This window comes from Halobacillus sp. AWH4_228 (assembly GCF_056158365.1).
Map to the genome: position 1 here is coordinate 703,259 of NZ_JBSWTE010000001.1, position 23,772 is coordinate 727,030.

Annotated in this window: 25 protein-coding genes; 18 read left to right on the plus strand and 7 right to left on the minus strand. The window is 47.9% G+C overall.

Annotation, left to right across the window (positions count from 1 at the left end; genetic code table 11):
* Nucleotides 1-206 precede the first annotated feature (206 nt).
* The 3 genes from ACXADP_RS03500 to ACXADP_RS03510 all read left to right on the plus strand — a co-directional run bounded on the left by ACXADP_RS03500 (nucleotide 207) and on the right by ACXADP_RS03510 (nucleotide 2,784).
* On the plus strand, nucleotides 207-1,544 hold the full coding sequence (locus ACXADP_RS03500) for a sodium-dependent transporter (RefSeq protein WP_474969797.1): 1,338 nt from the start codon (nucleotides 207-209) through the stop codon (nucleotides 1,542-1,544).
* A gap of 559 nt (nucleotides 1,545-2,103) precedes the next feature.
* Nucleotides 2,104-2,400, plus strand: coding sequence for a DUF5327 family protein (locus ACXADP_RS03505; RefSeq protein ID WP_474969796.1), 297 nt, complete (start codon nucleotides 2,104-2,106; stop codon nucleotides 2,398-2,400).
* A 15-nt stretch (nucleotides 2,401-2,415) separates the two neighbouring features.
* Nucleotides 2,416-2,784 carry a DUF423 domain-containing protein gene (locus ACXADP_RS03510; RefSeq protein WP_224869219.1) on the plus strand — a complete coding sequence of 123 codons (369 nt, stop codon included), beginning with the start codon at nucleotides 2,416-2,418 and terminating at the stop codon, nucleotides 2,782-2,784.
* 3 nt (nucleotides 2,785-2,787) lie between these two features.
* Here ACXADP_RS03510 and ACXADP_RS03515 read toward each other — a convergent pair whose 3' ends face one another.
* From ACXADP_RS03515 to hemQ, 4 genes are all read right to left on the minus strand, one after another.
* Entirely contained in the window at nucleotides 2,788-3,057 is a 270-nt protein-coding gene (locus ACXADP_RS03515; protein WP_474969795.1) for a hypothetical protein, read from the minus strand.
* 36 nt (nucleotides 3,058-3,093) lie between these two features.
* On the minus strand, nucleotides 3,094-3,597 hold the full coding sequence (gerQ, locus tag ACXADP_RS03520; protein ID WP_474969794.1) for a spore coat protein GerQ: 504 nt from the start codon (nucleotides 3,595-3,597) through the stop codon (nucleotides 3,094-3,096).
* Nucleotides 3,598-3,619: 22 nt separating this feature from the next.
* Entirely contained in the window at nucleotides 3,620-4,042 is a 423-nt protein-coding gene (locus tag ACXADP_RS03525) for a cell wall hydrolase (RefSeq protein ID WP_027954676.1), read from the minus strand.
* 212 nt (nucleotides 4,043-4,254) lie between these two features.
* Nucleotides 4,255-4,992 carry a hydrogen peroxide-dependent heme synthase gene (hemQ, locus tag ACXADP_RS03530; protein WP_474969793.1) on the minus strand — a complete coding sequence of 246 codons (738 nt, stop codon included), beginning with the start codon at nucleotides 4,990-4,992 and terminating at the stop codon, nucleotides 4,255-4,257.
* 257 nt (nucleotides 4,993-5,249) lie between these two features.
* Between hemQ and pta the strand changes: the two genes are divergently transcribed.
* The 4 genes from pta (at nucleotide 5,250) to ACXADP_RS03550 (ending at nucleotide 10,028) form a co-directional block, all read left to right on the plus strand.
* Nucleotides 5,250-6,221 carry a phosphate acetyltransferase gene (gene pta / locus ACXADP_RS03535; RefSeq protein WP_474969792.1) on the plus strand — a complete coding sequence of 324 codons (972 nt, stop codon included), beginning with the start codon at nucleotides 5,250-5,252 and terminating at the stop codon, nucleotides 6,219-6,221.
* 184 nt (nucleotides 6,222-6,405) lie between these two features.
* On the plus strand, nucleotides 6,406-7,515 hold the full coding sequence (locus ACXADP_RS03540) for a Fe(3+) ABC transporter substrate-binding protein (protein WP_474969791.1): 1,110 nt from the start codon (nucleotides 6,406-6,408) through the stop codon (nucleotides 7,513-7,515).
* A gap of 154 nt (nucleotides 7,516-7,669) precedes the next feature.
* Nucleotides 7,670-9,310 carry an ABC transporter permease gene (locus ACXADP_RS03545; protein ID WP_474970836.1) on the plus strand — a complete coding sequence of 547 codons (1,641 nt, stop codon included), beginning with the start codon at nucleotides 7,670-7,672 and terminating at the stop codon, nucleotides 9,308-9,310.
* A 1-nt stretch (nucleotide 9,311) separates the two neighbouring features.
* On the plus strand, nucleotides 9,312-10,028 hold the full coding sequence (locus tag ACXADP_RS03550) for an ABC transporter ATP-binding protein (protein WP_474969789.1): 717 nt from the start codon (nucleotides 9,312-9,314) through the stop codon (nucleotides 10,026-10,028).
* A gap of 20 nt (nucleotides 10,029-10,048) precedes the next feature.
* Here the strand turns inward: ACXADP_RS03550 and lipL are convergent, their stop codons facing one another.
* Nucleotides 10,049-10,891 (minus strand): octanoyl-[GcvH]:protein N-octanoyltransferase, encoded by an 843-nt coding sequence (gene lipL / locus ACXADP_RS03555; protein ID WP_474969788.1) that lies wholly within the window; start codon nucleotides 10,889-10,891, stop codon nucleotides 10,049-10,051.
* 232 nt (nucleotides 10,892-11,123) lie between these two features.
* On the opposite strand from lipL, the gene ACXADP_RS03560 reads away from it, so the two are divergent.
* The 5 genes from ACXADP_RS03560 to ACXADP_RS03580 all read left to right on the plus strand — a co-directional run bounded on the left by ACXADP_RS03560 (nucleotide 11,124) and on the right by ACXADP_RS03580 (nucleotide 14,916).
* Nucleotides 11,124-12,419 (plus strand): HD domain-containing protein, encoded by a 1,296-nt coding sequence (locus tag ACXADP_RS03560; protein WP_474970837.1) that lies wholly within the window; start codon nucleotides 11,124-11,126, stop codon nucleotides 12,417-12,419.
* 13 nt (nucleotides 12,420-12,432) lie between these two features.
* On the plus strand, nucleotides 12,433-12,933 hold the full coding sequence (locus ACXADP_RS03565; protein ID WP_474969787.1) for a YwgA family protein: 501 nt from the start codon (nucleotides 12,433-12,435) through the stop codon (nucleotides 12,931-12,933).
* 279 nt (nucleotides 12,934-13,212) lie between these two features.
* The gene (locus tag ACXADP_RS03570; protein WP_474970838.1) at nucleotides 13,213-13,782 is read left to right on the plus strand and encodes a GNAT family N-acetyltransferase; all 570 of its coding nucleotides are present in this window, start codon (nucleotides 13,213-13,215) and stop codon (nucleotides 13,780-13,782) included.
* Nucleotides 13,783-13,869: 87 nt separating this feature from the next.
* A complete protein-coding gene (locus ACXADP_RS03575; protein ID WP_027954686.1) occupies nucleotides 13,870-14,412 on the plus strand; it encodes a YwhD family protein in 543 nt (180 codons plus the stop codon).
* Between the two features lie 162 nt (nucleotides 14,413-14,574).
* Complete coding sequence (locus ACXADP_RS03580; protein ID WP_474970839.1) at nucleotides 14,575-14,916, plus strand: YolD-like family protein; 342 nt, start codon at nucleotides 14,575-14,577, stop codon at nucleotides 14,914-14,916.
* Nucleotides 14,917-15,431: 515 nt separating this feature from the next.
* Here the strand turns inward: ACXADP_RS03580 and ACXADP_RS03585 are convergent.
* Nucleotides 15,432-17,483 (minus strand): transglycosylase domain-containing protein, encoded by a 2,052-nt coding sequence (locus tag ACXADP_RS03585; protein ID WP_474970840.1) that lies wholly within the window; start codon nucleotides 17,481-17,483, stop codon nucleotides 15,432-15,434.
* 173 nt (nucleotides 17,484-17,656) lie between these two features.
* On the opposite strand from ACXADP_RS03585, the gene speE reads away from it, so the two are divergent.
* The 6 genes from speE (at nucleotide 17,657) to ACXADP_RS03615 (ending at nucleotide 22,432) form a co-directional block, all read left to right on the plus strand.
* A complete protein-coding gene (gene speE, locus ACXADP_RS03590) occupies nucleotides 17,657-18,487 on the plus strand; it encodes a polyamine aminopropyltransferase (protein WP_474970841.1) in 831 nt (276 codons plus the stop codon).
* A gap of 5 nt (nucleotides 18,488-18,492) precedes the next feature.
* Nucleotides 18,493-19,365, plus strand: a complete 873-nt coding sequence (speB, locus tag ACXADP_RS03595; RefSeq protein WP_474969783.1) for an agmatinase — start codon at nucleotides 18,493-18,495, stop codon at nucleotides 19,363-19,365.
* A gap of 93 nt (nucleotides 19,366-19,458) precedes the next feature.
* The gene (locus tag ACXADP_RS03600; RefSeq protein WP_474970842.1) at nucleotides 19,459-19,908 is read left to right on the plus strand and encodes a hypothetical protein; all 450 of its coding nucleotides are present in this window, start codon (nucleotides 19,459-19,461) and stop codon (nucleotides 19,906-19,908) included.
* A gap of 88 nt (nucleotides 19,909-19,996) precedes the next feature.
* Nucleotides 19,997-20,437 (plus strand): YwiB family protein, encoded by a 441-nt coding sequence (locus ACXADP_RS03605; RefSeq protein WP_474970843.1) that lies wholly within the window; start codon nucleotides 19,997-19,999, stop codon nucleotides 20,435-20,437.
* The gene (gene argS / locus ACXADP_RS03610; RefSeq protein WP_474970844.1) at nucleotides 20,434-22,101 is read left to right on the plus strand and encodes an arginine--tRNA ligase; all 1,668 of its coding nucleotides are present in this window, start codon (nucleotides 20,434-20,436) and stop codon (nucleotides 22,099-22,101) included. The genes ACXADP_RS03605 and argS overlap by 4 nt, the downstream gene beginning before the upstream one ends.
* 148 nt (nucleotides 22,102-22,249) lie before the next feature.
* The gene (locus ACXADP_RS03615; protein WP_474969778.1) at nucleotides 22,250-22,432 is read left to right on the plus strand and encodes a XapX domain-containing protein; all 183 of its coding nucleotides are present in this window, start codon (nucleotides 22,250-22,252) and stop codon (nucleotides 22,430-22,432) included.
* Between the two features lie 3 nt (nucleotides 22,433-22,435).
* On the opposite strand, the gene cls is transcribed toward ACXADP_RS03615, so the two are convergent.
* On the minus strand, nucleotides 22,436-23,623 hold the full coding sequence (gene cls, locus ACXADP_RS03620) for a cardiolipin synthase (protein ID WP_474969777.1): 1,188 nt from the start codon (nucleotides 23,621-23,623) through the stop codon (nucleotides 22,436-22,438).
* Between the last annotated feature and the right edge of the window lie 149 nt (nucleotides 23,624-23,772).

Here is a 23,772-nt window from a genome sequence, read left to right on the forward strand (position 1 = left end):
GCATTCCTCTGGCTCATCCTGTATGAAATTTGAAGAAAAACATCAGGAAAACGCTTCTCGTGTCCAAGCGAAGTATACAAAGATCGATTTCAGGCTGTAAATTTTATGAAATTTCTGATTTTATATTATCTTTTCCCGAATCTATGATATTATGATGAATATTTATCAGAACATCATAGAAAGAGATGGAGAGGAGTTGAGGAAGAATGGTAAGAGAAAAGTGGGGGACGAAGCTTGGGTTTATGCTGGCGGCCATGGGTTCGGCCGTGGGCCTCGGGAACATTTGGAGGTTCTCCTTTGTAGCGGGAAATAATGGTGGAGGAGCCTTTCTGCTGTTGTACCTGGCCTTTGTCATTTTACTGGGGGTCCCGCTGCTGCTTGCTGAGGTGAGTATCGGTAGAAAAGCAGAGAGTGATGTTGTCGGTTCCTTTAAAAAGCTGGCACCAAATACACCATGGTATTTGACGGGATTTTTCGGCATTGCCAGTTCCTTTTTAATTTTGAGCTTTTACGCCGTCGTAGCCGGCTGGGCGATCTTTTATTTCTGGAATTATTTAAATGGATCTTATTTTACATCTCCGGAGGTCGGTTACGAAGGGGCATTCGGTCAGTTTATCAGTCATTCCTGGCATCCGATTGCCTGGACAGCCTTATTTATGATTCTTACGATTGTTATTGTTTTGAGCGGGGTGAAAAAAGGCATTGAGGCAGCCAACAAGATCTTTATGCCGCTGCTTGCCCTCATTCTCATTGGACTCGCTTTCTTCAGCTTGTCCCTGGATGGGGCGTCTGAAGGGGTGAAGTTCTTATTTCAGCCGGACTGGACCGCTCTAAGTGATCCGTCCATTTACATCGCCGCCCTCGGGCAGGCGTTCTTCTCTCTCAGTCTTGGTATGGGAGCGATGCTCACGTACGGAAGCTATTTAAGAAAAGAAAACAAACTGCCGAGTGCAGCCCTCGGCATTGGGATTATGGATACTTTCTTTGCAGTGATTTCAGGGCTCGTCATTTTCCCGGCGGTTTTTGCCTTCGGGATCGATCCAAGTTCAGGTCCGCCGCTCGTATTCATTACACTGCCGAGTATTTTTGAACAGATGCCGATGGGGGGAATCGTAGGGCTTGTCTTCTTCTTTGCCTTGATTCTTGCTTCTCTGTCTTCTTCGGTTTCTATACTGGAAGTGCCGACGGCCTATTTCATGAGAATTCTCGGATGGACACGGTTTGCTACAAGTGTTGTCATGGGAGCGGTCATGTTTGTCATGGGGATCGGGGTTTCTCTCGGTTTCGGAATCTGGTCAGGCGTCACCCCGATCGGTGACTTGAACATTCTGGATTCCATGGATTACATTGCATCCAACATTCTTCTGCCGCTGGGCGGTCTTTCCATGGCCCTTCTGATCGGATGGTATTTCTCTAAATCAGAAGCTCTGGAAGCTACAGACTTCACAGGATCCGGTATCGGGCAGATCTGGTACTACCTCGTGAAGTTCGTCGCACCGGTCATGATCCTCCTTATCTTCCTAAACAAATTAGGGGTTATTTGATCATCCTGACTAGAAACTGTTCTTCCGTTGTGTTTCCGGTCACGTTCCGCTTATCGGTGGATGCTTGCCGCGGGCACGGCCTCAGCTGACTTGGTCAAGAAGATCACTTGACCAAGTGGATCTTCGGCTCGCGCTGTTCCCGCAGGCGTCACCACTGAACGCTTCTCGTGACCGAACCAAGTCATGTGCAAAAAAAGAGGACTGCCTTTTGTTTAACAAAAGGCAGTCCTCTTTTATATACCGTCATGATGTGCGGGAGACCTTTCTTCATACAGCTATTCGGGCTAGGCGCGGACACCCTTTATCCATGGCTGTTCATAAACGTCTTTTTCTTGAGAAGGACTTAGATTCACAGAAGCAGCATCCCCCTTAATCGAGTTTGGATGGGAAAGGTTTTGAGGACGAGCGTATACATCTTTATGCATTTTAGTAAGAGAGGTTTGTATAGAAACGTTTTGGAACTTTGTTTGAACATTGGAAAGGGGATGGGACAGGAGGGGAAGAGACGTGTTAAACTACGACAGAGTCCCATTTTTATGTAAGTAAAGGAGTTTATAAAATGGCAGTAACCAACCATAGTGTTCTAAAAAGAATGGCCAATGAAATACAGGAAGCGATGCTTCAGCATGGAAATGAGCCGAAAGTAAGGGAGCATGTCCGTTCTGTGAAGCTTCTGGCGGAGCTTCTGTTGGAGGAAGAGGACCGGGGAGGTCGTCCGGAACCTTCGGTGAATGAACCGACCGCAGAAGAAATAAGGAAAATGATGGGGGCGGACAAGGCACCTGTGAAACAGTCCCAGCCTGATACGGCCGTCGATCATGAAGAGGCCAACGGGCCGTCTATATTTGATTTCTAGGAAGGAAGGATCGATATGAAATTTTTACTGATCGCCGCAGTTATCAATGGTTTTTTGTCTGTAGCTCTGGGAGCATTCGGAGCTCATGGTCTGGAAGGGAAAGTATCGGAAAAAGGATTGGATCAGTGGGGCAAAGCCGTGGATTATCAAATGTTCCATACGATGGCTTTGTTTGGTACAGCATTATTGATGGGCAGAATCCAGGCTGGAATGATGACAGGCGCCGGCTGGTTCTTTTTGATCGGCATTCTCCTGTTCTCCGGCAGTCTCTATATCTATGCCGTTACAGAAATCAAGACGTTTGCCATGATTACGCCGCTCGGTGGTTTATCATTCCTGATTGGCTGGATTCTGCTTGGGTATGCCATCATTAAGCACCTGTAATCGTCAGAAATAAAGAATGGTTGCAAACACAAAAACGATAAAGGCACGCAGCAGCTGGATGATCATTTCGATCTGCAGCTGCTTTTTCATGGCTACAAGTCCTTCTAATACAAAACCGGCTGTCAGCACGTAGAATAAAAGAAGAACGAGCCATTGATGTTCCAGCTGAAACAAGGCCAGGACTGCCAGGACGACCGCAAGAAGGAGGGTTCCCAGCAAGGCCCGCTGGTAGTTCTCATAAGGAGGTCTCATCCGCTCACCTTTTCCTTTCATAGTGAAAAACCCGCTATCGAAATAGCGAGTTCAGGCTTAAGGGCGGGACTGGTAGTTGGCCATCCCCTGATTGGATCCGGAGCCGTATGGGTAGTTGTAGTTGATTTCCTCATCAAAGGTAATGTAGTCGAGGTAGACCATCAGCAGTAGATAACGTTTCCCAGTCTGTGGATCACTTAGAATGATGTGATCCCTGCCGGCGGCTTCAATGACTCCTTTGAAGATTTTTGCATTCCACTGGTCGTTGTTTTCAAAGGTCATGTACACTGTTGCCGGTTTGCCGGCATTGAGCCTGAGAATATTTTCAATATAGGATTCCTCAGAAGGAAGCATGTTCGGCGGATTCACTCCACCTTTGAACGTTCCCTGCTGCATAGGCGGAACCTGGAGACCTCCTCCTTGTTGTCCTTGAGGCATCCCCTGGTTGGAATAGGGGGCGCTGGGATACTGGTACATATAAGGGCTCTGACCATAATAAGGGGAGGACATCTGCCCGTACATCGGCTGTCCCTGGCCTCCGGATTGTGGTTTTTGTGCCAATTGAATCACTCCTTACAGGAATTTAATACACACTTGGACAGTCGGACCGGGTCGGAGAGTAGAAACAGTGCGATTTATAGCGGCCTGTATTCCACTGTCCGAACCATTGTTCAGGGCAGTCGCCGGAAGGCTTGAAAAACCAGAGGGAGTTGGAGGCAGGGTGGTAGCGCGTCCCTTTGATTGTTTTCCTGGCCAGGCGGATATCCTTTTCGCGCGCCCTCTGGTAAAAATAACCTTTCTGGGTGGCTTCGAATCCTCCTGGACTTTGATAGACCATATCGCGGATCGTGTTGATATCCGTGAAATCAATACAATCTCCGCGCACGCGGTTCACTCCTGTGTTCCCAACCATCAGCATCCCCAGCTCTCCGTCACCCTCGGCTTCCGCCCGCATCAGCCGTGCCAGTAACTTCACGTCAGCCTCAGTGGAAGGAATAACAGCCACGCTGTCACCTCGCTTTACGAAAGGCATGCTTGCATGCTCTTTATCACTATATGTACGGACCCTCCCTGGATATGAAAAAAATAAACCATGGTGCATTCATCGAACCTTAACACATCCGAAAAATCCGCTTCATAAAACAGAGGTACAATAAATGGGGGATATCATGGGAAATAAAAAAACTGCCCGGGTTTCCCCGGACAGTTTCTTGGATCTTAGATTTTCAGGAATTGATCAACAGCTTCCGGCTTCAGAAGGTTTCCGATATAGAAAGAGCCGAAGTCGCCGTAGCGTGATGTGACTTCATCGAATCTCATTTCATACACGAGTTTCTTGAATTGAAGGACATCGTGAGCGAACAAGGTGACGCCCCATTCCCAGTCATCAAAACCGATGGAACCGGTGATGATCTGGCGGATTTTTCCGGCATACTGCCGGCCGGTCATGCCGTGAGCATACATCAGCTTCGCACGCTCATCTTTTTCAAGAACGTACCAGTTGTCGTTTCCTTGTCTGCGCTTATCCATCGGATAGAAGCAGATGTGGTTCCACTTCGGAAGCTTCGGACGAAGGCGGGCCTGGATTTCAGGATCCTCTTCATTGGCGCTTCCCATATAATTGGAGAGCTCGACAACAGAAACGTAGGAATAGGCCGGAGTGGTGAATTCAGCCAGTTTCGTTTTGTTGAAGGCTGTTTCAATTTCGTTTAATTCTTCCATCGTCGGGCGGAGAATCATCATCATGAAATCAGCTTTCTGACCGACGATTGTGTAGAGGGCATGGCTGCCTTCCTTGTTTTCTTCCGTGTGTTCCCATTGTCCGATCAGCTCACGGAATTCGGAGACGGCCTGTCCACGCTCCTCCTCGGAGGCGTACTTCCAGGCTGTCCAGTCCAATGTGCGGAAATCATGAAGGCAATACCATCCATCCATCGTTACTACTGCTTCTGGCATAGGATCATTCGCTCCTTTGTATAGCAAGTCGTTAGTTAAAAAAATCACATTCCCAATATAACATATTTTGATCATTCGGCATTACGAAGGGCACCGATATCCTGTGACAATTAAATGAAGGAATGATGGATGACGTTTCCGGGTACAGATAAATGGGATAGAACCGTAGGGAAGGAGAAAATTTGAAGGGAATTCCTTTCATTTATACACAAAAGACTTTATCATATATAACAGAAATGAAAATTGGAGGGTTAAGCATGAGTAACCTATTTGATACTATGAAAGCTAAAATTGATGGAAAAGGTACGAAAATCGTACTTCCGGAAGCGATGGACGAGCGTATTCTGACAGCTGCCGGCCAATTAACTGCGGATGGTATGGTGACACCTGTACTAGTCGGAGATAAAGAAAAAGTAGAACAGAAAGCGAAAGAACTGGGTGTGGACATTTCCGGCGCTGAAGTGTTGAACCCGGCGGACTATCCTGAATATGATGACATGGTAGCAAGCTTCGTCGAACGCCGTAAAGGCAAGGCGACAGAGGAAAAAGCCCGTGAAATCCTCCAGGACGAAAACTACTTCGGTACAATGCTTGTTTATATGGGCAAAGCAGATGGTCTTGTCAGCGGTGCCGCTCATTCAACAGCGGATACGGTACGTCCAGCTCTTCAAATCATCAAAACGAAGCCGGGTATTAAGAAAACCTCCGGTGTTTTCGTCATGGTCCGTGAAGACGAGAAATATGTGTTTGCTGACTGTGCCATCAACATCAGCCCGGACAGCCAGGACCTTGCAGAAATTGCGCTGGCGAGTGCGGACACGGCTGCCTTATTCGATGTAGATCCAAAAGTAGCGATGCTCAGCTTCTCCACGAAAGGTTCTGCGAAATCCCCGGAAACGGAAAAAGTAGCTGAAGCACTGACGATTGCCAAAGAACAGAACCCTGATCTTGTCATCGACGGTGAATTCCAGTTCGACGCTGCTTTCGTTCCATCCGTAGCTGAGAAAAAAGCGCCGGATTCCCCGTTGAAAGGCGAAGCGAATACATTCGTATTCCCTAGTCTTGAAGCAGGTAACATCGGGTACAAAATTGCCCAGCGTCTTGGCGGTTTTGATGCGGTAGGTCCGGTTCTTCAAGGTCTGAACCAGCCGGTCAACGACCTTTCCCGCGGCTGCAGTGCAGATGATGTGTACAAGCTGGCCATTATTACAGCAGCTCAATCTCTATAATAGAATCGCAGAAAAGAGTGTCGGCCTGAAGGCCGGCAGTCTTTTTTTATAATGTTGGAGTAAAGCGTTTGCATTAGGAAATAGGAATAGGCTGAAAACGCTTGACTTTAGGCTGAATTCCATTAAAATAATAGCTGGAATGAAAATCATTATCATTTAAAATTTACATACAGGGGTGGACATGATGAGGAACAAATGGTTGATGTTAGGTTTAACGCTTCTTCTATCCGTATTCGTACTGGCTGCATGCGGAGGGGACGAACAGGAGGAAGGTACATCTTCTGATCAGGAAGCGGCAGACACAGAAGAAACAAGTGGAGAGAACGCTTCCGAGGAAACGGGTGGAGAAGTAAATCTTTACACCGGTCGTCATTACGATACAGATCAGGAGCTCTATGATACGTTTACAGAAGAAACGGGGATCGAGGTCAATGTCATTGAAGGGGATGATGACGAATTGATTGCCCGTCTTGATCGCGAGGGAGAGGCTTCTGAAGCCGACCTGCTGATCACCGCTGATGCCGGTCGTCTGCACCGTGCGAAATCGCAGGATCTGCTGCAGTCTTTGGAAAGTGACACGTTGAATGAAAACATCCCGGAGAAATTCCGTGATCCGGATAACAACTGGTTTGGTCTGACAAAACGTGCACGTGTCATTGCGTATCACAAAGAGCGTGTGGATGAAGAAACCCTTCAAACGTATATGGATTTAACAAACGAGGAGTTCCAGGACAAAGTCTTGATTCGTTCGTCCTCCAACATTTATAACCAGTCTCTTGTTGCTTCTATGATTGCCACAGATGGTGAAGATGCTGCCAAGGAATGGGCACAGGGAGTCGTAGATAACATGGCTCGTGATCCTCAAGGAGGAGATCGTGACCAGGCGAAAGCTGTCGCTGCCGGTGAAGGTGATGTGGCGGTTATGAACACGTACTACCTTGGAAAAATGCTGAACTCTGAAGATGAGGAAGAAGTGAAAGTGGCTGAACAGCTGGGAATCATCTTCCCGAACCAGGATTCTACAGGGACCCACGTGAACATCAGCGGTATTGGTGTGACAGCGAGCAGCCAGAACACTGAAAACGCTCAGAAATTCATTGAATTCCTGTCTGGAGAAGAAGCGCAGAAACAATTTGCTGAAGCGAATTACGAGTATCCGGTAAACCCTGATGTCGAAGCTTCTGAACTGCTTCAAAGCTGGGGTGAGTTCAAAGAGCAGGACATCTCTCTTAATGAACTTGGAGAAAACAACGATCGTGCCATTCAAATTATGAATGAAGTTGGCTGGAAATAAGAAAAAACCGCATCATGCCCGTCATGATGCGGTTTTTTCTATACAAAACAGATGAGAACTGTTATCATTATTACGGACTCAACCTTGAATGAAGCAAGTCTTCAGGCTTTTTTCATTCAAGGCTGAGGGACTGGTAGAAAAGGACGTGTCCTCTTTGAATGTACGGCGAAGACTGCCTGCTTATAGAAATGGCTGGTCAATACTCAGTTTGATCATTGTCATCTTAATTCTCGTCCCCAACGTGACGATCTTATATAACTTCTTTACGAAAAAAGCAGAAAATTGGGAGCATATTACTGAATATATACTTCCGGATTTATTGAAAAACACATCCCTGCTTATCGTTTGCACCGGGCTGTTAACCATTATCATAGGCACAAGCCTCGCCTGGTTGATTTCTGCTTATGATTTCCCGTTGAAAAAGTTTTTTAAGTGGGCGCTTATCTTACCGCTCGCGATTCCTCCTTACATTGCCGGATACACGTACAATGGGATCTTGAATTACACAGGAGTGATCCAGACGACATTGCGGAACACGTGGGGGATCGAAGTGGACCAGAAATACTTCGATATTCTGAATCTTCCGGGTGCTGTTTTTATTTTCACTCTTTTTCTATATCCGTACGTGTATACGATTACAAGAGCATTTCTCGCCAATCAGTCTGCATCTTTAATTGAAAATGCCCGGCTGCTTGGAGGCTCGCCGCTGGAAGTGTTTTTCCGGGTGGTCCTGCCGATCTCCCGTGGAGCTGTCGTCGGGGGTGTCAGCCTTGTTCTCCTTGAGGTTCTGAATGATTACGGGGTGGTGCAGTACTTTGGTGTTCCTACATTCAGTACGGCCATCTTCCAAACATGGTTTGGTATGAATGACTTGAATTCAGCCATTAAATTATCAGCGACCCTGATGTTTATCGTCTTTTCTATTTTGATTTTGGAAAAATTGCTGCGCGGCCGGAAGAAATACGCGGCTACGACGGCAAAAGCCCGTCCGCTGCGTGCTGTTCAACTAAGCAGAAGACGTGGCTGGGCCGCCTTCAGTTATTGTCTGGCCATCTTCATGCTCGGGTTTCTTATCCCGTTGATCCAGCTTTTGGACTGGATGTTGTTAACCTTTGAAAAAGTAGCATCTCCTGAATTTTTAACGTTGATCTGGAATTCCCTGTTCGTATCCCTGGTTGGAGCGCTGTTGATTGTTCTTTTTGCTGTGATTATCGGCAACTTCGCCCGCACGCATCAGAGCCGGCTGGCGAAATCTGCAGCCAAAGTGACGATTCTCGGCTATTCCATTCCTGGAGCCGTCATTGCTGTCGGTATCAGCACGGTCTTTATTGAACTGGACAGTGGCCTCTCCCGTTTCTATGAATCCACAGGGATGGAAAGCCGGCTGTTTTTGAGCACAAGTTTAGTCATTCTGATTTCGTCCTATATCATTCGTTTTTTGGCGATTGGGTACAATTCCATCGAGTCCGGATTCGATAAAATCGGAAACAAGTATACGGAAGCCTCACGAATGCTTGGTATGAATATGACGAAGACCTTTTTCAAAGTGGACGTAAAAATGCTGCGGGCACCGCTGATCAGCGGGTTTCTGCTTGCCTTTATTGAGATCATTAAAGAACTCCCGCTGACGTTGATTCTGCGTCCATTTAACTTCGGAACGCTTTCGACCAATGCTTTTAAATATGCCAGTGATGAGCAGATTCATGAAGCGGCGTTGTCTTCTCTCATCATAGTCGTCATTAGTGCAGCGGCTGTCTTTATTTTTCATCAGGTCTTAGAAAAGGAGTCGAATTGATATGTATGTTGAAATCAAAGATCTCTGTTTTGGGTATGCCAATTCCAAAGAACGAACCGTCCATGGTTTTAACCTGGATATTGAGCAGGGCGAAATCATTTCCATCCTGGGCGAGAGTGGCAGTGGGAAAAGTACCGTCCTCCGTCTCCTGTGCGGTTTGGAAATCCCTGAAAAAGGGACGATCCACATCGCAGGCCGTACGATGACAGATGACCGGACATTTGTAGCTCCTGAAAAAAGAGGCATCGGCATTGTCTTTCAGGATTATGCGCTGTTTCCGCATATGACGGTGTATGAGAATGTGAAGTTCGGGTTGAAAAAATGGAAGAGGAAGGACCGCAGCCGCAGAGTGCAGGAAGTGCTGGAGCTTGTGAACATGGGGGACTTTTCAAAACGGTACCCCCATGAACTGAGTGGAGGACAGCAGCAACGGATCGCTTTGGCCCGCTCTCTGGCACCCGCGCCGGAGCTGCTGTTGTTGGATGAACCATTCAGTAACCTTGATGCGGATCTGCAGGTAAAAATAAGAAATGAGCTCAAAGCCATCCTTAAGCAAACGGGTACGACCTGCATCTTTGTGACGCACGACCGGGAGGATTCCCGCGCCCTTGCCGATCGTATGGTTACGATGAGAGACGGGGCATCTTATGACTGGGACTCCTTATGTACGACACGTGAAGAAGAAAGTCAGAAGCCTGAGCTGGTTCGGCTGAAATAGGTAAAAAGCGCTCGACATCCTCAGCGGAGGTGGTCGAGCGCTTTTTCATTGCGTTTGACGATTTGATCGAACCGTTTCTGGAACCATTCGATTTCCGTGTCATTCAGTGGATCGGTCACAATGTGGCCGGAAAGTTCGTACAGCTTCGTCAAGATCCTGTCCCGGACATCCGCTACAGTAAGGGGGGTGTCGAGCAGTTCGTTAAGAGAAGCCATGACAGACGGATCGATATCCGGGTAGGTGAATCGTGTTTCTTCATTCTTTTTTCCGATTTCATAAAAGTTCTTCAACAGGGAGGCTCTTTCAGCTCCGCTCCCCGTGACGTCCAGATAGATCTGCACAGCGGAACCGTTTTTTACCCGGCGTTGGGAAATGCCGGCAAATTTCTTCCCGTTGATGCTGAGGTCATAGGTGCCCGGACAGTAGGACCGCGTGATTTCATACGCTTCAATCTCATCGGTCACATCCTGGAACAGGTAGTGGATAAATGAAACCATCGCATCGTAGCCTTCATGGATGTTTACTTCCTTTGAGTCTGGGAAAATGAAGGAGAGGTTCATGACACCTTCATCCAACACGACGGCAAGGCCGCCGGAGTTACGGACGACAACCTGGTAGCCGCCGGCTTTCAAATATTCGATGGCTTCATCGATGTAGGGCAGACGGGCATCGGGAATCCCGAGGACGACGGTATGATGATGCACCCATAAGCGGGCCGTCGTCGGACTGATGCGCTCTCCGACGGAGATGGACAGAGTGTCGTCCATGGCGAACGACTGAAGAGCTGAAAACGAAGGTCCAAGACTGCTTTGATCGATGAAGCGGTAGGTATTGGTTTTTAATAAGGTATGGATTGTACTCATGCACATTCGAACTCCTTTACATACAGCACCATCTATTATAGCAAATATCGGTTGTTGCATGAATAAGTGAACCGTTGTAAAATCTCCGATGGGTTAAAAAAAGTCGTCGGTCAAAAAGGGATAGGGACAGGGAAGAGACCTCGCCCCTGTCATTTTTTGTCTGTCAAGACGTTTTTTTGTCGGATATAAAGGTATATAATAGTTAAAAATGTCGTCAGGAAAGGACAAGCGGATGGCTTATCGTGATGAGAAACTAAGTGAAGAAAAAGTATTTAAAGACCCGGTTCACCGTTATGTCCATGTACGGGAGCGGGTCATATGGGATTTGATCGGAACGTCTGAATTCCAGCGGCTGCGACGTGTGAAGCAGCTGGGAACTTCTTATTTGACGTTCCATGGAGCAGAGCACAGCCGCTTCAACCACTCGCTCGGTGTGTATGAAATCGTGAGACGGATCATTGAGAACTTCAAGGACCGGCCGGATTGGAATCAGGAGGAGCGGCTGCTTTGTCTTTGTGCGGCGCTTCTGCATGACCTCGGCCACGGCCCGTTTTCCCATTCCTTTGAGAAGGTGTACAAGCTGGATCATGAGGAATTCACCCAGGCCATTCTGCTTGGGGATACCGAGGTTAATCAGGTCCTCAGACGTGTGGAAAAAGGATTTCCGAAAAAGGTTGCCGATGTCATTAACAAAACGTATGAAAATAAGCTGGTCGTCAGTTTGATTTCCAGTCAGATTGACGCCGACCGGATGGATTACCTGCAGCGTGACGCTTACTTCACGGGGGTCAGCTATGGTCATTTCGATATGGAGCGGATTCTCAGAGTCATGCGTCCGATGGAAGATCAGGTCGTAGTGAAGGAAAGCGGCATGCATGCGGTGGAAGACTACATTATGAGCCGGTACCAGATGTACTGGCAGGTTTATTTCCACCCGGTCACCCGCAGTGCGGAAGTCATTTTGACAAAGATTCTGCACCGGGCAAAAGAGCTGTATGACGATGGCTATACATTCAAGCTGGAACCGGTCCATTTCCTTTCCTTTTTTGAAGGGAAACCGAGCTTGAAGGAGTATTTAGCTTTAGATGAAGCCGTTGTGCTTTACTATTTCCAGATGTGGATGGAAGAAGAGGACGATGTATTGAGTGATCTCTGCCAGCGGTTCGTGAACCGGCGGCTGTTCAAATACATCGAATTCAATCCGAATGCCCAGATGAATGAATGGATGGAGCTGTATAAGCTGTTCACCAAAGCGGGATTGAACCCGGATTATTACCTTGTCGTGGATTCCAGTTCCGACCTGCCTTATGATTTCTACCGCCCCGGCGAAGAGGGGGAGCGCCTGCCGATTCATCTGCTGCAGCCGAGCGGTGAATTGAAGGAGCTGTCCAGACTATCGGATATTGTCGAGTCGATTTCCGGGAAGAAACGGACGGATCATAAGCTGTATATTCCTCTCGACCGCCTTGAGGAAATGTCCAATCGAAGTAAAACGAAGAAGCGGATTATGGAAATATTGTTTGGATAAGGAGTGAACCTCCATGTTGGAGAATCATGCGAAGTTGATGCAGTTTTTTTCAAGCACGGAAGAAATCGTCGGAAGGAAGAAACTGCAGAAGATGATCTATATCTTGAAAAAGTGTGAAATCCCATTTGAGGAACGGTACCAATTCCATTTTTACGGCCCCTATTCAGAGGAACTGACGCTCCGGGTAGAGGAAATGTGCAACCTGGGATTTGTAACGGAAACGAGAGAAGAGAAGAAGAATTATTACCAGTACCGCTATCAGCTGACCGACAGCGGCCGCGATTTTCTCAAGCATTATGAAATGGACCTGCCGCCTCTGAATCAGCACATTGATCTGATGAATGAACGGAGCTCAAGGTTTTTAGAGCTCGTTTCAACGATGCTTTTCTTTGAGGACCTGCCGAAAGAAGAGGTCGCCGAAAAAGTGTTTACAGTCAAGAGTGCCCAGAAGTATTCAGACGAAGACATTGAAGAAGGCTGGACCTTCATCGAAACGATCCGCGGTATGCATTAGATAGGAATAAAAAGTACGTGTCCGTTGGAGTTGTCTTGTATGTCGTGTGGATGGTCACGCTCCGCATAGACGACGTGCGAAGGAAAATGGATGTATGGTTCGAGAAAAGAAAAAATAGAGCGCAGTTTCTCAGATTGGGAAGAACGATGTGGACTGCGTTACTGTCGTTAGATTGTCCTCCACCTGGCCCGAGCGTATGTGTGAAGGGCAATCTTTTTTATGCTCCTGGAGGAAAAGGCTTGCACAGAAGAACAGGAATGCCTGGGAAAGGATGAGAAAATGGCCATACCGTCGTTACATACCGAGCATTACCGTCTTCGGGGTCTGCGGGAAGAAGACGCCGTTTCTTTGTTCCCGTTCATGGGGGACGGCGGAACGATGAAGTATATCACGGCCCATCCGGTTCAGAATATCGAGGAGATGAGAAAACAAGTTGGAGCGTACTTGACGGCTTATGAGGAGAAGCGCGAAATCCCCTGGGTGATCGAAGACCGGAGTGGAGACGTTATTGGATTTTTCCGGTTTCATAAGCTTCATCACTGGCACAGGAAAGCGGAGATGGGAGTAGTCATCTCTCCCGGATATCAGCGTTCAGGCGTCATGTCTGAATTGATGGCCGCCATTCTCCGGTATGGGTTTGAGGAGCTGCAGCTGAACAGAATCGTCGGAGATATATTTGCAGAAAATCAGGGGTCGAGGAAACTTCTTGAACGATATGGATTTCAGGAGGAAGGGACACTTCGTCAGACGGATTTTGATGGGGAGAGGTTTCAGGATACGGTTGTCTTCTCTATGCTGAAGGAAGAATACCTGGCCTTGAACAAACGTTTGACCAATAAGGAAGAGTGACCGCTGCCCTTTCACTCCACCATCCCGGTGGTTCTATGTTAAAATAGGGGCAAAACGTACGGGCTTGTAAAGGAGGTTCGCTGAATCATGAAAGAATTCGATCAGTTTAAGAAAAATAGTGACAGCAGTGATAAGAAGAAAAATCAATTTACGATCATCAAAGATGATGCGACAGACGGGCACGGCGGCTACGGGGTAGGCTCCATCAGTCTTGAGAATATGACCCCGGTCATCGTCGATCCCAATGAAGAAGAAGCTTATGTGGACATGGGGGCGCTTCATGCCCGCAGTAAAGTAGAGAAGCGGATCAAATTCATCACAGATAAAGACGTGGTGGCCAATGGCCTTCATTACTGGATTGCCTGGGTGACGGTGGATTACCGTGGAGGGAATCCCTGCTACTACGGAGTGGCTGCCAGTGAAATCATCGTCGATCGTTCCATCAAGCGAGGGTATAAGCTGATGCCGGAGCACGTGAATCATATGGACAAATCGTTAAAAGGACGCTTTGTTGTCGAGCACGTGGATGAAAAGAGCAGAAAAATTCTTGGAGAATATCTTCGTGAATTCAAACCGGAGCTCTGGGAAAATACGGCTCAGGAATTGAAGGCTGCGTTAGGCGTTTCATAAGAGGGGAGCCTGCCGGGACAACCGGCGGCTTTTTTTATGCCTCGTTTTTTCAGGTATTCTGGAGAAAGGGATCTTTTTTTCACTTCTCCTGTAACTTCCAGTTTACGCTGTCCTTTTTTATGATAGAATAAGAACAAATGTTCGTGATTGAGGAGGGGCATGATGGATAATCGTAATCGGGATCGAGGAACCATTAAGTGGACGTCTTTGATGCTGCCGGAACATGTGGAGATGGTGAAAAAGTTGTGGAAAGAGGATCAGCGCGTGGAAAAAGGCATCATTGATGAACAGAAGGCGGTCGAAATCGACTTTTTGCTGCAGAGGGCGGTGAAGGATGATTTAACCGTCCGTCTGAGGTTCCATAATGGATTTGATTATGAAGAATGTCTGCTGAAGGTCCAGGAGGTAAGCCGGTGGGAAAGAGTTGTCAAAGGGATCCACTGGGAAACGAAGGAACAGGTCCGCTTTCCCTTGGAGGATATCATTGATTTAACGATCGCCTGAGCTTGATTTACCGGAATGTTCATAAAATACGGATAGATCTCTGTGATTCGTATTGACGAACCTTTGACGTGGTAATATATTAAGTAATACATGGATCGTACATGATTGACTAGGACAGAGAAAACGACCGGCTTGTGACCGGTCGTTTTCTCTGTCTTTTTTATTATCGCTCCAAATCCGACCATTCCTTTTTGCGAATGAACGTGATCATGGAGCAGACTGCATTATCTTAGAATCAAGGATCCCCTTCCGTTTCACAAAAGGTCAATCTTTTGTCCATCTCTCCATAGGGTAGGTCACGAGAAGCGTTCGGTGGTGACGCCTGCGGGAACAGCGCGAGCCGAAGATCCACTTGGGCAGGTGATTTTCCTACCCAAGTTAGCTGAGGCCGTGCCCGCGGCAAGCATCCACCGATAAGCGGAACGTGACCTCAGACACAACGTGCGTACAAGTACTGTGTGACAAGAGCTTTCTCCGTGCTTTTCTATTGCTGGTTGAAGATCGGACTTTTTTGGTTAGAAGAACCAGTCCACGACATCTTTAAACCATGGGTCGTCCTCGAATTCATCATTGATATCCTTTTCTTCACTGCCTCCGCATACTTTTTTCGGTATGTCCGCTTTTTCCATGTAGACGAGCCGCTCCTGAGGGCAGTCAGGTCCGGCAAGGTAGCCGGTATCAGGGTCAATGTAGACCCCCTTCACACCTGGTGGAGGTACGAAAGCCGCTGAAGGGAGAGCTTCGTGAATGCCCTCCATCGTATCCGCCCAGATGGACTTGGCATATCGGTGATCATTGAACGTTTCCAAAGGGCGCCCTCCTTCATCGTAGCCGATCCATACACCTGTAACGTATTGCGGACTGAAACCGATCATCCAGCTGTCCGTATCTGTAGTTCCTGATTTGCCTCCATACATCCGGGTCAGTTTTCCGTTAACAGGTGTGCCTGTCACAGAAGCGTAAGAGGCATCAAGGGCCGGATCGAACATCCCTGTCATCATATGGGTAACGGTAAAGGCCGTTTCCTGATTGACAGGGTCATCTTTCAAAAGGACCGGTTCATATTCATATAACACATGTTCATGCCGGTCGGTAATTTTTTCAATCGTATGCCCTTCGAGAGAGTCAGATCCTTTGACCATCTTTCCGTACGCCGTGATCATGTCGTACAAGGATATGGATGAATAGCCTAGGGCAAGAGAGGGGTGGGGTTCAAAAGCCCCCTCTAGACCAAACGTTTTCATCGTTTCGACAAGCTTTTCCGGACCGATATCCATATGGGTGGATACGGCATAAATGTTATCGGATACAGCAAGAGCTTGAGCCATTGTTATCGGCTTATCGGCATACTGATCGTTGAAATTGGCTGGAACATACGGGTCGCTCTTTCCTTCGACGGGGAAATCCACCGGCTTGCTTTCGCGCATCGTGACCGGCGATTCTCCGGCCTCCAGTGCACTGTAATAAAGCAGCGGCTTAATGGTGGATCCGATCGGCCGTTTTGCCTGAACCGCCCTGTTGAACGGACTTTCCTCATAATTTTTGCCCCCGATCAGTGCGGTGACAGCGCCGGTGCGGCTGTCCATAACGACTGCGGCCGTTTGGACGTCATGGCCGTCTGGAAGGTGCCGGGCGGCCATTTCTTCCAGTGTGTCCTGATGTTCTTCATTAAGAGTCGTATGGATGTGGTACCCACCAGTCTGGATGCTTTCTCTGTCCACGCCCAGCAGCCGGGCTGCTTCGGAAATGACCTCATCCTGAAAATAGGGAGCGGTTTCCTGTATCTTTTCATTCTGACCATCCGCATAATTCAAGCTGGCTTCCACAGCTTCCTCTTTTTCTGTCGAAGTAATATAGCCGTGGCGCTCCATCTCCGTTAAAATTTGCCCCTGCCTGGATACGGCTTTCTCTTCATTGTTCAGAGGAGAATAGTAGCTGGGCCCTTTCGGTATGCCGGCAAGCATGGAGGCTTCTGTGAGGGAAAGTTCCCCGGCATGCTTACTGAAATAGTGGCGGCTCGCTGCTTCAATGCCATAAGCCCCGTGGCCGTAATAAATAGTGTTCAGGTACCCCTCTAAAATTTCGTCTTTGTTATAGAAGATTTCCAGTCGCAGGGCATACATCGCCTCATAGAGTTTGCGTTTCCATGTTTTATCGTGCGAAAGATATAGGTTGCGGGCATACTGCTGGGTAATCGTGCTTGCTCCCTGGGCCATGCGCATCTGCTTTAAATCGGTTAAGGCAGCAGCGGCAATCCGTTTGAAATCGAAGCCGAAATGGTTGTAAAACCGCCGGTCTTCAATGGCAAGGGTTGCGTCCTTAATCGACTGGGGCATATCCTCAATCGCGATCCAATACCTTTCCTCGGCCCCTTTGTCCTCCCCGATCACCTCTCCACTGCTGCCGTAGATGAGTGTATTCTGTTCTGTCGTCAAGGACGGGGGGCCCTGGATAATCGCTGTCATGACTACAGCAATGACAGCGATCACGCCGAGGATGGCACCGGCTCCCGTCAGTTTAAGGCTGATGATCAGCCATTTGTAAGAAGTTTTGATAAATGACCACATCTTGTTTATACTCCCAACTATAAAGAGAAAATTTTGTGTTCACCGAATCGAAAGACTGCTATTATTATGGGAGAATTCGTAGTAAAATAAACTTCTTGTTTGCTTTTTAAATACCGGTATGGAGGGGGATCCCCGTCACCGGCGGATGTATAGATGAAAAGGAGAAATGCTTCATGGGTACATGGTTTACAGAAAAACAGACCGATCATTTCGGGATTACAGCGAAAGTGAATCGATCGCTTCATAAAGAGAAAACAGATTTTCAAGAGTTGGAAATGCTGGAGACAGAAGAATGGGGAAACATGCTCGTGCTTGATGATATGGTCATGACGACGGAGAAGGATGAATTCGTATATCACGAAATGATCGCCCATGTCCCTTTATTCACCCATCCCCGTCCTGAGAATGTGCTGGTTGTCGGCGGCGGAGACGGCGGTGTGATTAGAGAAGTCCTGAAGCATGAAAGTGTGAAGAAAGCCACTCTTGTGGAAATTGACGGGAAGGTCATCGAGTATTCGAAAAAGTACCTGCCATCCATCGCAGGAACGCTTGGAGACGAACGGGTCGAGGTCAAAGTGGATGATGGATTCATGCATATTGCACAAAGCCGGGACGAATACGATGTGATCATGGTTGATTCCACAGAACCGGTCGGACCTGCTGTGAATCTTTTTTCCAAGGGCTTTTACGAGGGCATTGCCAAAGCACTGAAGGAGGATGGCATCTTTGTCGCGCAAACAGACAACCCGTGGTTCAAGGCAGATCTGATCCGTCAGGTGTACGGGGATGTGAAAGAGACATTTCCGATTACCCACGTGTATACGGCCAATATTCCAACGTATCCAAGCGGACTATGGACATTCACGATGGGAAGCAAGACGCATCATCCCCTTCAGGTTCCTGAAGACCGTTTCACGGAACTGGATACGAAATACTATACCGAAGAAATCCATCAGGCCTGCTTTGCGCTGCCGAAATTTGTGAAAGACTTGACGAAGGAGTGACATTCATGAGGTTTGATGAAGCCTACTCTGGAAAAGTATTCATTATGAGCCGAGCTTCAGAAGAAGAAGCGGACGCTGTGATTTACGGCATGCCGATGGACTGGACGGTCAGCTTCCGTCCGGGCTCCCGATTTGGTCCGAACCGGATCAGGGAAGCTTCCATCGGCCTTGAGGAATACAGTCCTTATCTGGACCGTCATTTGGAAGAGGTCAGCTATCATGATGCAGGCGATCTGCTGCTGCCATTCGGAAATGCAGCCCGAAGCCTTGCTATTATTGAGGATTATATGGATGAACTGATGGAAAAAGGCAAGTTCCCGCTCGGGATGGGCGGGGAGCACCTTGTCTCCTGGCCGGTCATTCAGTCCGTTTACAAAAAATACCCGGACCTTGCCGTCATTCATATTGATGCCCATGCTGATCTTCGGGAGGAATACGAGGGAGAGGTGCTTTCCCATTCGACGCCGATCCGGAAGACGTGTGAGCTCATCGGAGCGGAAAATGTCTACTCCTTCGGTATCCGTTCCGGTATGAGGGAAGAGTTCCAATATGCTGCTGAATCCGGTATGCATTTGTACAAGTTCGATGTGCTGGAGCCTTTGCAGAAGGTTCTTCCTGAATTGGCCGGGCGGCCGGTTTACGTCACGATTGATATAGATGTGCTTGACCCCGCCGGTGCACCAGGAACGGGGACGGCTGAAGCGGGCGGCATTTCTTCTAAGGAACTGCTTGCGGCCATTCATGCCATGGCAGGAAGTGAGATGAATATTGTAGGGGCTGACCTGGTGGAAGTAGCGCCGGCCTATGATCATTCGGAAAAAACGCAGATTGCTGCCAGCAAACTGATGCGTGAAATGCTTTTAGGGTTTGTTCAATAAATGATAGAATAGGAAAAGCCGCTGTGATGATCACGGTGGCTTTTCTATTTTCAGGCCCGGGGCCTGAAATCATGAATAAAGGAGCGTTTCATTTTGACGAAGAAAGGGATCGGTCTCATTTCGGCCTATGCATTGGTGATGGTGGCTCTCTTCACCGCCACTTTTGCAGGGGAATGGAACCCATCAAATTACAGCTATACATTGAATGAAAACACCCTGACGATTGAAGAAGGATTATGGAATAAAGAAGAAATGGAAGTGGAGAGGGAAGGGAACATCAACAATATCCTGCTCTTCCAGCTGGCGGTTTCTGAAGAAAGACAGCAATGGAGCGTGGACCTTGGTGTGATCGCTGTTCTTCTGCCTCTCTTGTTGTTTATCGCTGCTCCTGCACAGCGTCCGTTTAAGAAACATCTAGCCTTTAAGTGGTACGCGGCGGTTGTTTTGGCCATCCTTGTGGTATATACCGCATGGTCCGTTCCGGCACACGTTTCCTATGTGGATGATATAGAGAGGTATGTTCGTCTGCTGACAAGTTCCTGATACCAGCGCTTGCGTTTTTAAACTGAAATTTTTATAATGGATTAGTTATAACTCGTTCGTAAAACTGTTAAAGAAAAGGTGGAGAAACATGTCTGCAAATGCAAAAGACATCCAGGTCCAGCTTGTTACCAAAATCCAGGATCAAGATCGCAGAGAGACCATGGAAATCGAAGAGACCGGCCGTTTTTTAGTCCGCGGCAGTACGCAGGTGCTGACCTTTACGGAGCACCCGGAAGACGGTGAGCCTGTCCATACAATGGTGACGATCAAACCGGAGCATGTAAGCATCAAGCGTACCGGCGGTGTGGAAATGCGCCAGGTTTTTAAACCTTTGATGGAAACAGAGAATCTCTATCACCACACCTATGGTGATTTTCATATGAAAACCTACACGAAAGAATTGGACTACACCCCGCTGGAAGAATCCGTGCAGGGACGACTGTTTTTAAACTATACGATGACGTTAAATCACGAGGTGACGCAGAAGCACAGCCTGACGTTGACGTTTGAGGAGGAGAGCGATTCATGAATATCGTTGAACAAATGGAACAGAACCTGAAAGAAGAGATTGTGCGTTCTGTGCTGGCAGCGGGGCTTGCCGGAGAAGGAGAAATGCCGGAAGTGGTGCTTGAACAGCCGAAGGATAAAGCTCATGGGGACTATGCCACCAATATGGCCATGCAGCTGGCGCGTGTAGCGAAAAAGAACCCGCGTGCGATTGCAACTGAACTGGTGGAGCAGTTCGACCATTCGAAAGCATCCATTGAAAAAATTGAAATCGCAGGACCGGGCTTCATTAACTTTTACATGAACAATCAGTATTTGACGGAGCTTGTGCCTTCTGTACTGTCAGCCGGCAGTGAATATGGCCGCACCAACAGCGCAGACGGTCATAAAATCCAGATTGAGTTCGTTTCGGCCAATCCGACGGGAACCCTTCACCTGGGACACGCCCGTGGAGCAGCTGTCGGTGATTCCTTGTGCAACGTATTGGATGCAGCCGGCTATGACGTCTCCCGTGAATACTACATCAATGATGCAGGGAACCAGATGATGAATTTGGCGAAGTCTCTCGAAGCCCGTTACATGCAGGCGCTCGGCCGTGACTGGGACATGCCGGAAGATGGCTATCACGGGAAAGATATTATCCAGCTGGGAGAAAATCTCGCGGAAGAGACCGGTGAAAAATGGGCGGAAGCCGAGCAGGAAGAGCGTCTTCAGTTCTGCCGTGAATATGGTTTGAAGTTCCTTTTAAACCGAATCAAGACCGATCTGAAAGAATTCCGTGTGCCATTTGATGAATGGTTCTCTGAAACCTCCTTGTATCAGGGTGACCAGATTACAGATGCCTTGAAAGTCCTTAAGGATCAAGGATACGTGTACGATAAAGATGATGCCACATGGTTTGAAACAACACAGTTCGGCGATGATAAAGATCGTGTCCTTATTAAAAACGACGGCACATACACGTACTTGACGCCGGATATTGCCTATCATAAAAACAAGCTGGACCGCGGCTTTGATACGCTCATCAACATCTGGGGAGCGGATCACCACGGCTACATCCCGCGTATGAAAGCAGCCATCCAGGCACTGGGTTATGAAAAAGATACGATGGAAGTGGAAATCATCCAGATGGTCAATTTGTTCCAGGACGGCGAAAAGGTGAAAATGAGTAAGCGTACCGGAAAAGCGGTCACACTTAGAGAACTGATGGAGGAAGTCGGTGTCGATGCGATGCGCTATTTCTTCTCCATGCGTTCCAGTGACTCCCACCTGGACTTTGATATGGATCTTGCCCGTTCTGAGTCCAATGAAAACCCTGTGTACTATGTGCAGTATGCGCACGCAAGAATCTGTACGATGTTGAAGCAGGCGGAAGAGAAAGGACTCATGAAAGAGAACTACGATAACAGCTGGTTAACGGCTGAGAAGGAAGAAGACCTGCTGAAGAAGCTTGGGGAATTCCCGCAGGTTGTAGCGGATGCGGCCGACAAACGTACCCCGCACCGGGTGACCCAGTATGCCTTTGATCTGGCTTCTGCCCTCCACAGCTTCTACAATGCGGTGAAAGTATTGGATGGCGACAATCCGGAGCGCACAGCGGCGAGGATTGCCTTAATGAAGGCTGTACGGATCACATTGAACAATGCGCTGAAACTTGTTGGTGTATCTGCACCAAATCAAATGTAATCTCATAGAGTAGGAAAAGGGCGTCTCTGCATAATCAGGCAGAGGCGTTCTTTTTTTATGGGCGCAGTCATAAGGAAAAGGGAATGATGAATGGAGTGGAGAAAGAAGTACATGATATACGAAAAGGACGGAAGAAGGAGGAATCCATGTGGGAAAAGAAGTGGTGCTGGCATTACTGACCGGTTTCGTTGTCGGGTTGTTATTTGCTGCTGTAAAACTGCCGATACCGGCGCCGCCCGCCTTTGCGGGAGTGGCCGGTATCATTGGCATTTATCTTGGGTTTAAAGTGTATGGATGGATCGGGCCAGTGTTCACAGAGCTGTTCAAATGACGTCTATAAAAACGGGCGGAGCAGAACAGCAATCTTTTGATTGATTCTCGTTCCGAGCGAGCGTTTTTTCAGCCAGCGGTCATCGAAAGGAACAGCGTCCGCGACATCCTCAAAATAGACATCTCTCAAGTCCTGGATGAAAGCTTCGTCATACACGTAGGTATTCACTTCCTTATTCAGGAAAAAGCTGCGCCGGTCAAAGTTCGCCGTTCCAATGTCGGCGAACTGACCGTCAATCATAATGACCTTTGAATGATAAAAGCCTGCATCAAAGAAGCGTATGTCAGCACCAGCCTGCTTCAGTTCTTTTAAATACGGCACCGCTGCTTCCTTTACAAAGGCATGGTCCGCTTTCATCGGAATCATAATGTGCAGCGAGACGTCCCGCTTCAATGCTTTTTTCAAAGCCTCCTGAAGCGTAGGCGTAGGGATGAAGTAAGGCGAACCGATTAAAATTTCCTGCTCAGCCGAATCAATCATTTTCCTGAATTCCTTCTCAAGCTCTACGCCGTCACTCGCTACAACCCTCATTCGATACGGATGCTCGGTTTCTGAAGGAGGGAAGGGGGTATCTTGTTCCCCTGTTGCCAGATACCAGTCATCAAGAAAAATCGTATGGAGCTGATGAACGACCGGACCGTATGCTCGGATGTGGTAGTCCCGCCAATCCCCGAATTTTGACGATTCTCCAATGTACGCCTTTCCGACATTAAAGCCGCCAACATAGCCGATCTTTCCATCGATGACAGTGATTTTCCTATGGTTTCTTCGTTGAAGGCGGTAGAAGAAGTAAGGAAAGCCGGGTACTTCCGCAAAAGCGAAGCGCACCCCGGCCTCTTCAAGTTCGCTGCGGCGCTTTTTCGTTATTTTAAAGCTGGCCACACGGTCGCCCATCAGGCGGACAGGGACACCTTCGGCCGCTTTGTTTTTGAGCACCTGAAGGAAATTATCCGCGATATAATCATTTTCAATAAGAAAAAAATGCACATCCACCTGTTTTTCTGCTTCTGATATATCCCGGAAAAGCTGCTCATACAGCCTGGAACCGTTCTTAAATAAGTGATAGCTGCCCGTCGTTTCCTCCAATGGTATCGTGCGGGCCTGTTTATGATGCCGGACTCTTCCTAATTTAAAATCTATATAAAGCAGGAAAATAAGAGCGGCTGCTAGTAATAGAATGATATAGAACATGATAGTATAGCCTCCTAAAAAACTCTTCCACATAGTTTCCCCGTTTTCGACTTTTTCAAAAGGAAAAATACAGAAAAAATGTTGACTGAATGCTCATTCATAATTTATAGTTAAGCTATAAGATTCAGAAAATTAAAAGTTTCTGATCG